This is a genomic window from Streptomyces sp. NPDC029122 (assembly GCF_055569445.1).
On sequence record NZ_JBVHWK010000044.1, the window covers coordinates 25,868 to 37,281 of the forward strand.

An 11,414-nucleotide genomic window follows, 5' to 3' on the forward strand; every position below is an offset into this window, starting at 1 on the left:
GGAGTCGGATGCTATGCAGACAAAACCGGCCGTCGGGGGAAGGGCAGGAGCAGCACGTGAACAGCCAAGACGGGGTGCGGGCCGCCCCACCCCCCGCCCGCGGGGCGTTCGTCTTCAGCACGGCGGACGAGGAGCGGCAGCGCGGTGTCCGCCGCATGAAGGCCACCGCGACCGGACTGCTGGCCCTGGTCGCGCTGGTCTACGTACTGGCCACGTGCGCGCGGAACGCGTGGGGCGCCGGAGCCTGGGCCGGGTACGTCGCCGCCGCGGCCGAGGCCGGCATGGTCGGTGCGCTCGCCGACTGGTTCGCGGTGACGGCCCTCTTCCGGCGGCCCATGGGGCTCCCCATCCCGCACACCGCGATCATCCCGACCAAGAAGGACCAGCTCGGCGTCTCCCTCGGGGAGTTCGTCGGCGAGAACTTCCTCTCCTCGGACGTGGTGAGCGCCCGGCTGCACGCCCTCGGCATCGGCGGCCGGCTCGGTGCCTGGCTGGCCGAGCCCGCGCACGCCGACCGGGTCACGGCGGAGCTGGCCACCGCCCTGCGCGGGGCCCTGACCGTGCTGCGGGACTCCGACGTACAGGCCGTGGTGGGTGAGGCGATCACCCGGCGGGCGGAGGCGGCGGAGATCGCCCCGGGCATCGGCAAGACCCTGGAACGGGTCGTCGCCGACGGGGGACACCACCGTGCCGTGGACCTGGTGTGCGCGAAGGCGCACGACTGGCTGGTGACCCACGGGGACTCCGTCATGGACGCGGTCCAGGGCGGCGCTCCCGGCTGGACGCCGCGGTTCGTGGACCGCAAGATCGGCGACCGGGTGTACAAGGAGCTGCTGCGTTTCGTCACGGAGATGCGGGACATGCCGGGTCACCCGGCGCGCGGGGCGGTGGACCGCTTCCTGCGCGACTTCGCGGCGGACCTCCAGTCGGACACCGAGACGCGGGCGCGGGTGGAGCGGCTGAAGTCCGAGATACTGGCGCGCGACGAGATCCAGGACGTGATCGCCTCGGCGTGGTCCGCGATCCGTACGATGATCATTTCGGCGGCGGAGGACGAGCGGAGCGAGCTGCGCCTGCGGGTACGGTCCTCGCTGATGTCGCTGGGCTCCCGGCTCGCCACGGACGGCCGTCTGCAGCGGAAGGTGGAGGGCTGGATCGAGGGCGCGGTGGTGTACGTGGTCACCACGTACCGGGCGGAGATCACCTCGCTGATCACGGACACGGTGGCGGCCTGGGACGCCGAACACACCTCCCGCAAGATCGAGGCCCACATCGGCCGCGACCTCCAGTTCATCCGCATCAACGGCACGGTGGTGGGTGCGCTGGCGGGGCTGGTGATCTATTCGGTGTCCCGGGTGTTGGGGGGGTAGGCGCCCTTGAGGGACCGGCACGAACCGGAGGGGCCGGGCGTGGGGGGCCGGCCCGCCGGGCGTCCGGGCCCTCATGCGCCTGGCCCGGGACCGGGGGCCGGTTACCTGCACGAGAGGTTGATCAGGGCCCCCTGGGGAGCGCCTTGGGCGCGACGGATCGCTACGTACTTCTGGTGCTTGGCGTCCGGCCGCCGTGTGGTGGTCCGGTCCCTGGAGGCGGGGTCAGCCCCGGTCGGCCACCGCCCAGGACGTCGCGGCCACGACCGCCGCGGCCCCCACGACGGCCGGCCACGCGCCGACCTTCTTCGCCAGCGGGTGCGCCCCCGCGAAGCCGGCGAGGTACAGCGCCCCCAGCCCGGCCGCGGCGGGCACCCCGCCCCGCTTGTGCCACTCCCGGCCGGCCACGAGCCCGGCGGCGCCGAGCACGACACCGCCCAGGGGTCGCTTCTTGGTCCAGCGGGCGACGGCGTAACCGCCGACCAGACCGGCCGCCGCCACCGCGGAACTGGGTACCCGTGCCATGTCGAACTCCCTCGTACGTCTTGTCTTCGGATCGGTTTGTCTCCGCCCCCAAGCTAACGCGGCCTTCTCTACGCCCGCCGGACCCCCACCGCCCCGAGCAGGAGCACCGTCCCGCCCACCACCGCGTCCGGCACCGCCTCCCGCACCGTGCGCGGCAACAGCGCGACGACCCCGAGGACGAGGAGGAATGCCAGCGCGCACCGCCCCGCCATCCGCAGCAGCCTGTCCGTGTTCACGGTTGCTCAACGCCCCACCCGGGCCCGCGACACGGAGCAGGAGGAGGCGATTTGTCGCACACTCGCCGTTTCTGCGTATCACCGGGCCGGGGAGCCTCCTGGGCGTAAATTCGGTCCTCCAGCAGGAAAACCGCCCAACTCACCGCTACCGGGAGTCGACATAGTGATCTCCTACGGACGCACCGTCCTGGACCTCGAGGACGAGCTGGTCGACGTCTACGCCGACGTCTTCTCCGCCGCGCCCTGGAACGAATGCGAAGAAACCATTCGTCAGTTCTCGACGCGCCTCCAGACCGACGTCCGGCGCCCGGGGTTCCGTATCGCCTTCGCACAGTCGGAGGCCGGGGTCGACGGGTTCGCCACCGGCTGGCTGACGCGGGCCCCCTTCCCGCAGCACCGTGCGTACCCGCAGGTCGCCGCGCAGCTCGGACCCGACCGGGTGCGGGACCTGCTCGTCGGAGCGCTGGAGATCGACGAACTCGCCGTACGGGCCCACGCGCGCGGCCGCGGCACCGGCCGGGCGCTGCTCGCGGAGATCACCGAGGACGCTCCGCAGCGGCGCGCCTGGCTCCTGACCTCGCGGCTGGCCACCGACACGGTGGCCACGTACCGCCGCCTCGGCTGGCACGAAGTGCCGGCCCTGCCCGGGACACAGTCGGGCGTGGTCGTCTTCCTGTCCCCGAACCACCCCGGCCGTAGCTAGACCCGTCACGGAACGGGCATACCCGGGCCATGATCACGCCCGGAGCAGCCAAAGTGGCCCGCCGCCAGCTCGGCCTCGCCACCCGCCACCAGCTCACCACCACCGCCGGGATCCCCGACGGCACCGTCACCTCCCGCACCCGTCCGGGCGGCCCCTGGCAACGCCTGCTGCCCCGGGTCTACCTGCTCCAGACGGGCCCGCCCGACCACCGCCAACGCGCCCTGGCCGCGGTCCTCTACGCCGCCGAACCGGCCGCGGACCCGCTCTCCGGCGCGACCGCCGCCCTCACCGGAGCCGCCGCCCTCGCCCTCCTCGGCATCCGCGACACCCCGCCCACCCCGGCCGACGTACTGATCCGCGCCCCGCGCCGGCTCACCGGCACCCCGGAGGTCCGGCCCCTGACGACCTCCCGCTGGCCGCCCACCATGACCGTCGCGGGCGTCCCCAGCGCCCGCCCGGTCCGCGCGGCCGCCGACTTCGCCGCCCGCCCCGGACCCGACGCGCACCCCGACCGCATCCGCTCGGTCCTGGCCCAGGTCGTCCAGGCCGGCTGGTGCCACCCGCACGACCTCCACGCCGAACTCCGCGCCTCCCGCCTCCTGGCCCGCCCCGCCGTCCGCGCCGCAGCGACGGAACTCCTGGCCGGGGTCCGCTCGGTGGCCGAAGCCCGGGCCCGCGACGCCCTCACCGGCACCGACCTCCCGACCCCGCTGTGGAACGCCCGCCTCTACACCCCGGACGGCACCTTCCTGGCCACCCCGGACGCCTACTGGCCCGACGAGGGCGTGGCCCTGGAGGTCGACTCGGCGGAGTACCACTACACCCGCGACGCCTGGCACGCCACCCTCCGCCGCCGCCTCCGCCTGGAGTCCCACGGCATCCTGGTCATCAGCGCGACCCCGTCGATGATCCGCGACACCCCGGACCAGGTCCTCGCGGCAATCCGCACCCTCCTCACCCTGGCCGCCACCCGCCCCACCCCCCCAACGGCCAGGGCCCGCGGCCACCAACAGCTGACGCTGTTCCCGGAAGCGGGGTGATGGCTCTGTTCATACCGGCCTAGTTGGCGATGGCGGAGTACGACCACACGTCGGCCGGCATCTCGTGATGGAGTTGCCATTCGATCGCCATCGGCTTGCTACCTGAGTGGCGGACGTAGTCGGCGGGCCCGAGCAGCATCCATGCCTGCGGACCGCCGATGTCCGTACTTTTGAAGCGCCGGACGAAGAGCAGAACATGCGAACCGTTCTGCACGTGCCTCTGGTAACGGAGCCCGGTGGGGGAGCTTTCAGAAGTCTGGTTCTGTGACTCCCAGTGGAACAGGACCTCGTTCATCGCATAATCCCGATATCGAGTCTGAGGTGAAAAGTCCTTCTCATCCTTTTCTAGGGTGATCAGCAGTGCGTCGGTCTGGATGCTCTTGCACCACTTCACCCCCTCTCGGAAGTGGCTCGGCATGAAGCCGCCGATCACGGACTCGCCCAGCGCCGGCAGGATCTCCTCCCGGCTGTACGACGCGTGGACCGACAGCGGCAGCGATGCCTGTTCGCCGGTCAGGGGCAGGGCCATGTGGTCAGCCTGGTCCAGGCAGTGGGCCAGCACCTGGCGCAGCTCATCACGGAAGGCTTGCTGAGGCTTGAGGAAGGCGAATGCCTCCTGGTAGCTCGAGAATGTACCGCCCTGCGGCCACAACGAGAAGAAGAGCATACGGGCGTAGGCTTGCCCGCGTTCATCGAGGTCTTCATATGCGGGGGCGTCGTCTTCGAGGAGTGTGCTGTAGGCCTGCACCCGTGCCTGATCGTCTACGTGGAGGAATGCGGAGACACGTTTGAGGAGGGCATCTTCACCCTGAGGGGCCGCCGTGCTCAGCAACCCGGCTCTGCGTAGCAAGCCGGTCCACGAGTTTCCGTTCCCTCGGTAGATTTGCTTGATCTCTCGGCCGCTCTCCCGGAGATAGGCGGAGAGCCTCGGCTCGCGGTATGCGGCGACTTCCCGGGCGAGCTGAGTGACGTTGACGTTTATCTGGTTGCGGATGTTGGCGAGGATGTTTTCCTTGGCCTTTTGCTCAAGGATGATGTGGCAGCCGGATGGCAAGTGAGGGAAGTCGCGCTCGATGCTGTTGAGTAGTCGATTGCGTGTCAGGTTTGTCAGTGCGCGGAACTGCTCTTCGAAACGGAACTCCTTGCGGTGTTGCCCGATGAAGTCGAGGACGGTCAAGACGGGCTTGTTCTCGCTGCGCCGCAGCCCTCGTCCCAACTGCTGCAGAAACACGGTGGCACTGGAAGTTGGGCGGAGGAGCAGCAGGGTGTCCACATCCGGAACGTCAAGCCCCTCATTGAAGAGGTCGACGGAAAATATGACGTTTAGTTTTCCTGCTCGAAGGTCATCGAGTGCCGCCTTGCGCTCAGGGCGCGGCGTTTCGCCCGACAGTGCAACGGCCTGGAACCCCGCCTGGTTGAAGAAGTCTGCCATGAAATGGGCGTGCGCCACCGAAACGCAAAACCCGAGAGCGCGCATGGATTCCGGCGATCCGTGCTTTTCTCGAAGCGCTCGGATGGCGAGTCGGGCCCGTGTCTGATTACCGGTGAAGACCTTGCTAAGAGCGGCAGTGTCGTAGTCCCCCCGCTTCCAGGTTACGGCGCTCATATCAGTGTTGTCGCTGATGCCGAAGTAGTGGAAGGGGCAGAGCAGGTCGTTCTCGAGGGCCTCCCACAGCCGCATCTCGGCAGCGATTCGACCGTCGAAGAACTCGTCCTGGATGGTGAGGCCGTCCATGCGCTCTGGTGTGGCCGTGAGTCCCAGAAGCTCGAGCGGACTGAAGTGGTCGATGATCCTGCGGTAGGTCGGTGAGGTGCCGTGATGAAACTCGTCGATGACGATGACATCGAAATGGTTGGCCGGGAGGCGATCCAGTGTGCGTTCGGTCAATGACTGAACGCTAGCGAACACGTGGTTCCAGTCTTGCGGGATCTCGCCACTGTAGAGCAGCTCGCCGAAGTCGGCGTCATCGAGGACGCTTTGATAAGTGCGTAGTGACTGGTCGAGTATTTCTTTCCGGTGTGCGACGAACAGGAGCCGCAACTTACGGCCCAGTTTGATCTGTAGCTGCTTGAAGTCGAGAGCTGCCATCACGGTCTTTCCGGTGCCGGTAGCAGCGACCAGTAGATTGCGATGACGGTCGTGCACCGTGCGCTCCACCTCAAGGCGCTCGAGCATGTCGCGCTGGTGTGGGAAGGGGTGCACCTCCAGGCCTGAGAGGCTGATCGTGCGCGCAGCGTTGATACCGCCTGAGCTGCCTGCGAGCTTCAGCGCTTCATCCAGCCGCTGGGCATCGCGATCGGGGTCGTACGACTCGAAAGCCCGCTCGCTCCAGTAGGCGTCGAATGTTGCTTCGAACTTGCGCAACACGTCCGGGGTGGCGATTCCGGAAAGTCGGACATTCCATTCCAGGCCGTCGAGCAGCGCGGCTTTGGAGAGGTTGGAACTGCCGACGTAGGCGGTGTCGAAGCGTGAATGCCGGCGAAATAGCCATGCCTTGGCATGGAGGCGCGTCGATCGGAGTTCGTAGTTGATCTTCACTTCGGCGTTGAACTCGCGCACCAGTCGATCCAGGGCGCGGCGCTCGGTAGCCCCGATGTACGTGGTGGTGATCACACGGATGGGAACGCCACGCTCAGCAGCCGCCTTCAGGGGCTTCTCGAGGATGCGCAGCCCGGTCCATTTCACAAAGGCGCACAGGAGGTCGATCCGATCGGCCGTGGCGAGCTCCGCCCGCAACTCGGCTCCGAGGCTCGGATCCTCCGGTGAGTTGGTGATGAGCGCAGTGTCGGAGAACGGGGTCGACGGGCGAACGACGTAGGGGTCCGCTGCCGCTGCGGGTTCGCCTACAACACGATCCGTCACGGCCAGCAGCTGACGCGGCCCGTCGGCGATGGGGACCACCCACTCCTGAGCGCCGTCGTAGGTGCGCAAGGAGTGGAGGATTTCGTTAGCCGCACGGACCTGGTCCTCAGGTGCCAGCTTCTTCAACACCTGCCTGACGGCGTGAGCTACGTGCCGCGTCAGAACGTGCTGAGACGAGTCACCACTGACTTGGCCGTCTATCACGACGGCTCCTGCGGCGATGAGCTCCTGTAGCTGTTCCTCCAGCGCAGTCGTGATCAGCGTTTCATGTGCGCCGATCACTGGCTTCGGGACACTCGGATGGACACCTGAAGACACGGAACCTCCACTTGCAAATGGATCATCGCCATGTCGGTTGTAGCAAGCACAACCGACAACAGCCGCCGCAATATGACGTGCTGCTGCGTGAGGAGGTGACTATCCGGTCAGATGTTGGCTGATTCGGTCACCGTTCCGCGCCGTGGCACTCCGAGTACGGCTTTGTCGACGTGCACCAGCAGGGGGCCGTGGGGGTGGGGGGCCAGGGGGTGGCTTTGCCTCGGGCGGCCAGGGTGGTGGCGTATTCCGCCAGGAGGGACGGGGAGGCCGGGGAGGTCTTCTCCGAGGCCGCGAAGGCTTCGTACGAGGGGACGCTGCCCGTCACGATGCCGAGGTTGGTGGTGCCCGAGGCGGCCAGGGTGCGGAGGGAGGATTCCACCGCCGCGAGGTGGGCGTCGTGGGAGGGGTACTCCGCCGCCAGGGTGGGGTAGCTCGTGAGGAGCTCGGCCAGTTCGCGCTGGGGCCAGTGGAGGATCGCCACCGGGAAGGGGCGGGACAGGGCGGCGCGGCGGTCGCCGAGTTCGGCGCGCAGGCGGGCGATCTCGGCGCGGAGTTCGGCCGGGTCGTCGGAGCCCAGGGCCCAGATGCGCTTCGGGTCGTGGAGTTCGTCCAGCGGGATCGGGCCGATGTGGCGGGTGTCGGCCACCATGTCCCAGTCGTCGTGCGGGAGGGCCAGGAGCCGGCGTACCCGGTGCCGGCCCGTGAGGAGGGCCGTGGTGGCCCGGGTGAGGGGGGCGGACTCCGGGATCAGGAGGGTCGCCGCCTCCGTGAAGCACTCGTGCGCGGCCTCCAGCTCGTCGTGGGCCTCCAGGGCCTCCGCGATGACCTCCCACGGCGCCGGGTCGGTCGGGCCGGCCGCACGGATGCCGGAGATCAGGGCGCGGGCCTCGGCCTCGTGGCCGTACTCCCAGAGGTTCGCGGCCTGGAGGGCCTTGATCAGGTGGGGGTCGGCGGGGGAGGCGGAGAGGAGTTGGTCGTAGAGGGCGCTCGCGCGCTCCCGGGCGTCGGCCAGTTCGAGGTGGGCCGCGGCCTGGAGGAGCAAGGGCTCCTGGTCCTCGGGGTAGCGGGTCGCCGTGCGGATGAGGCGCTCGGCTTCGGCGATGTGCTCGGCAGGCGTATCGGGGCGCATGGTTCACACCGTACTGCTGCTGGTCAGTTGAGGGGGGAGGTCTTAGGGTGCGGCCCGTGCGGGATGGCGTGCGGGTGGTGGTTCAGGGGGGCGGCCGGCGGGAGCGCCGGGCCGGTCTCGCGCGGCTGCTGTGGGTGGCCGCCGAGGCGATCACCACCGTGGGTGTGGTGGTGGCGCTGCTGGTCGTGCACCAGGTGTGGTGGACCAACCAGCAGGCCGCGGCCGCCGCGCGGGAACAGGTCCGGGTCCTGGAGGAGGGGTGGGCCGGGTCCGGGGCCGTTGCGGGCGGGGGTGGGGATCCAGTGGTCGTCGAGGGGGAATCGAGCGTTCCTTCTCCTTCCGGGGCGCCGCCCGTGCCGGATCCGGGGGCGGCTCCCTCTGCCGCGCCGCCTTCCGTACGTCCCCCCGTGGGGCCCGCCCCGGCGGGAGGTGCGGCGCCGGCGCGCGACGAGGCGTACGCGGTGCTGCGGATCCCGCGGCTCGGCCTGGCCGTGCCGGTCGCGGAGGGGGTCGGCAAACGGGCCGTGCTGGACAAGGGCTACGCCGGGCACTACCCGGGGACCGCGCAGCCCGGCGCGCAGGGGAACTTCGCGCTGGCCGGGCACCGGAACACGCACGGCGAGCCCTTCCGGTACCTGAACCGGCTGCGGGACGGGGACGAGCTGTTCGTGGACGTGCGGGGGCGGCGGTACGTGTACGTGGTGGGGAAGGTGCTGGGGGAGACGAGTGCGGGTGACGTGGGCGTCATCGCGCCGGTGCCGCGGAGCGGGGTGAAGCCCGGTTACGGGTACGAGGCGGCGGGCTCCTACATCACGCTGACCACGTGCACGCCCGAGTACTCCTCCACGTACCGGCTGGTGGTGTGGGGGACTCTCAAGACCGTTGTCAGCGCGGGCCGTTAGTATCGGTCGTGCGTTCCCGTTCCGATGCGGGTCCGCTCCGATCGCGGTGGTCGTGCGAGTCGTGCGAGTCGTGGGAGTCGAGGGGGTGGGGATGGTGCTGGTGCGGCGGGTTCGTGCGTGGTTCTCCTCTTCCTCCTCCGTGGTGTCCTCCTCGCGGGTGTTCCGGCTGCTCGTGGCGCTGCTGGTGCTCGGCGGGTTCCTGGGGCTGGTGTCCGGCGACGCCGGGCTGGCCGCCGGTGTGGTCGTGCTGGCCGCCGCCGTCGCCGTCGGGGCCGCCGCGCTCGCCGCGTGCCTCGTACGGCCCGTGCCGCCGCACCGAATACGTACCGCGATCCGTGATCGCGAGCAGCGCACGGCGTTCCTGCCGCAGCGCGATCCCGACGCCTCCGGCCGGTCGCGGCCCAGGGCGCCCGGCCGTCTCGTCCTGACGGCCGCGTAGGGGCGCGCAGTGCTTCCTGCCTTCTGCTGACCGATCGCTGGTGTCGCCCCTCGCGGGTCGTCACGCCGAAATGCACCTTTTTCGACGTTTGACGAGACCCCTCGGAGGGCCCGCGTGTCCGTTTTCGCTGATCTTGTTGTCGAGCTGGGCCGGCTCCTGGAGCCGGTGCTGGCCGAGTCCGCGACCGCTGCCGCGATCGTGCTGTTCACCGTCCTCGTGCGGCTGGCCCTGTACCCGCTGGGCCGTGCCGCGTTCCGGGCGGCGACCCCGGCGGCCGGCTGCCTGCCGATGCTGTTGCAGCTGCCGGTGTTCTACCTGATGTACCAGGCCTTCTCCTCGGGCGGTGAGCTGCTCGGGCACCGGCTCTTCGCCGCGCCGCTCGGCACCCGCTGGACCGGGGCGCTGGAGGAGGGAGGGCTGTTCGGGGCGCAGGGGCTGGTGTTCCTCGGCCTGTTCGCGGCGATCGCGGTCGTGGCCGCGTGGAGCGCGGTGCGGGGGCGGCGCGCTGCCGCGGCCGCGCCGGTGCCTGAACTGCCTGCCGGGAAGGGTGCGGGCGGCCGGCCCGCGCTGAGCGCCGAGCAGCTGGCGGCGATGCGCAAGCTGGGCGGCGTACTGCCCCTGCTGTCGTTCGGGACGCTGGTCACGGCGGCGGTGGTCCCGCTGGCCGCCGGGCTGTACCTGCTGACGACCACCGCCTGGTCGGTCGGGGAGCGGGCCTGGCTCCAGTACCGCAAGGACGCGGCGGTGCGTTCCAGTCCGTGAACAGGGTCTTGCGGATCGGTCGGGCATCTTGGAGGATCAGCCAATCCTCCGATGGCCGCAACCCATCGGCCGGCCCGTGCCGTGTGCCCGCTCCACCGGCATGCCCATGGGCCGACCAGCCACGACCACGGGAGAATGCCCATGAAGCTGCTGCGTGTCGGACCCGTCGGGTCGGAGCGCCCCGCGCTCCTCGACCAGGACGGCACCCTGCGGGACCTGTCCGGTCTGATCACGGATGTGGACGGCGCCCTGCTGTCCGACGAGTCCGTGCTGTCCCGGGTACGGGAGGCCGCGGCGGGCGGGGAGCTGCCGGTCCTGGACGCCGAGGGGCTGAGGATCGGCTCGCCGGTCGGCCGGATCGGCAAGGTCGTGGGCATCGGGCTGAACTACTTCGGGCACGCGGCTGAGATCGGCGCGGAGCCGCCGGCCGAGCCGATCCTGTTCCTGAAGGCCGCGGACACCGTGGTCGGCCCCGACGACACCGTGCTCATCCCGCGCGGCAGCGTGAAGACCGACTGGGAGGCCGAGCTCGGCGTCGTCATCGGCAGCACCGCCCGCTACCTGGGCTCCGCCGCTGAGGGCCTCGCGCACGTCGGCGGCTACACGCTGGTCAACGACGTGTCGGAGCGCGAGTTCCAGATCGAGCGCGGCGGTACCTGGGACAAGGGCAAGAACTGCGAGACGTTCACCCCGCTCGGCCCCTGGCTGGTCACGGCCGACGAGGTCCCGGACCCGCAGGTCCTGGACGTCAGGCTGTGGGTCAACGGCGAGCTGAAGCAGGACGGCAACACCTCGGACCAGATCTTCCCGGTCGGCGAGGTCGTGCGGTACCTGAGCCAGTTCATGACCCTGTACCCCGGTGACGTCATCGTCACCGGCACCCCGGCCGGTGTGGCCATGGGCCAGCCGGAGCCGAAGCCGTACCTGCGGGCCGGTGACGTCGTGGAGCTGGAGATCGAGAAGCTCGGGCGGCAGCGCCAGGAGTTCAAGAGCGCGTAGGGCGTGAGTGCGGGGAGGGGGGGGGGGGGGGGGGGGGGGGGGGGCCCCCCCCCCGCGGGTGGGGGGGGGGGGGGGGGGGGGGGCGGGGGGGGGGGGGGGGGGGGGGGGGGGGGCCGGAGAGGGGGGTCGGA

General features: G+C 70.2%; 11 protein-coding genes. 7 read left to right on the top strand and 4 right to left on the bottom strand.

Annotated elements, in window-relative coordinates; genetic code table 11:
- The first annotated feature begins 8 nt into the window (after positions 1-8).
- Entirely contained in the window at positions 9-1,370 is a 1,362-nt protein-coding gene (locus ACZ4WZ_RS32690) for a DUF445 domain-containing protein (protein ID WP_467896578.1), read from the top strand.
- A gap of 222 nt (positions 1,371-1,592) precedes the next feature.
- Here the strand turns inward: ACZ4WZ_RS32690 and ACZ4WZ_RS32695 are convergent, their stop codons facing one another.
- Entirely contained in the window at positions 1,593-1,892 is a 300-nt protein-coding gene (locus tag ACZ4WZ_RS32695) for a hypothetical protein (RefSeq protein ID WP_388941024.1), read from the bottom strand.
- A 68-nt stretch (positions 1,893-1,960) separates the two neighbouring features.
- Complete coding sequence (locus ACZ4WZ_RS32700) at positions 1,961-2,128, bottom strand: hypothetical protein (RefSeq protein ID WP_467896580.1); 168 nt, start codon at positions 2,126-2,128, stop codon at positions 1,961-1,963.
- Between the two features lie 163 nt (positions 2,129-2,291).
- Between ACZ4WZ_RS32700 and ACZ4WZ_RS32705 the strand changes: the two genes are divergently transcribed.
- Positions 2,292-2,831, top strand: coding sequence for a GNAT family N-acetyltransferase (locus tag ACZ4WZ_RS32705; protein WP_467896582.1), 540 nt, complete (start codon positions 2,292-2,294; stop codon positions 2,829-2,831).
- A 29-nt stretch (positions 2,832-2,860) separates the two neighbouring features.
- Positions 2,861-3,871, top strand: a complete 1,011-nt coding sequence (locus ACZ4WZ_RS32710) for a hypothetical protein (protein ID WP_467896584.1) — start codon at positions 2,861-2,863, stop codon at positions 3,869-3,871.
- A 19-nt stretch (positions 3,872-3,890) separates the two neighbouring features.
- Here the strand turns inward: ACZ4WZ_RS32710 and ACZ4WZ_RS32715 are convergent, their stop codons facing one another.
- Both ACZ4WZ_RS32715 and ACZ4WZ_RS32720 read right to left on the bottom strand, forming a co-directional pair.
- Positions 3,891-7,052 carry a DEAD/DEAH box helicase gene (locus tag ACZ4WZ_RS32715; RefSeq protein WP_467896586.1) on the bottom strand — a complete coding sequence of 1,054 codons (3,162 nt, stop codon included), beginning with the start codon at positions 7,050-7,052 and terminating at the stop codon, positions 3,891-3,893.
- A gap of 127 nt (positions 7,053-7,179) precedes the next feature.
- A complete protein-coding gene (locus ACZ4WZ_RS32720) occupies positions 7,180-8,181 on the bottom strand; it encodes a hypothetical protein (protein ID WP_467896587.1) in 1,002 nt (333 codons plus the stop codon).
- Between the two features lie 74 nt (positions 8,182-8,255).
- Here ACZ4WZ_RS32720 and ACZ4WZ_RS32725 point away from each other — a divergent pair, with 74 nt between their 5' ends.
- The 4 genes from ACZ4WZ_RS32725 (at position 8,256) to ACZ4WZ_RS32740 (ending at position 11,283) form a co-directional block, all read left to right on the top strand.
- Positions 8,256-9,083 carry a class E sortase gene (locus ACZ4WZ_RS32725; RefSeq protein ID WP_467896589.1) on the top strand — a complete coding sequence of 276 codons (828 nt, stop codon included), beginning with the start codon at positions 8,256-8,258 and terminating at the stop codon, positions 9,081-9,083.
- A gap of 91 nt (positions 9,084-9,174) precedes the next feature.
- Positions 9,175-9,522 (top strand): DUF6412 domain-containing protein, encoded by a 348-nt coding sequence (locus ACZ4WZ_RS32730; protein WP_388941066.1) that lies wholly within the window; start codon positions 9,175-9,177, stop codon positions 9,520-9,522.
- 114 nt (positions 9,523-9,636) lie between these two features.
- Positions 9,637-10,284: a YidC/Oxa1 family membrane protein insertase gene (locus ACZ4WZ_RS32735; protein ID WP_467896590.1), complete on the top strand. Its 648-nt coding sequence runs from the start codon at positions 9,637-9,639 to the stop codon at positions 10,282-10,284.
- A 141-nt stretch (positions 10,285-10,425) separates the two neighbouring features.
- A complete protein-coding gene (locus tag ACZ4WZ_RS32740; protein WP_467896592.1) occupies positions 10,426-11,283 on the top strand; it encodes a fumarylacetoacetate hydrolase family protein in 858 nt (285 codons plus the stop codon).
- Positions 11,284-11,414: the final 131 nt, after the last annotated feature.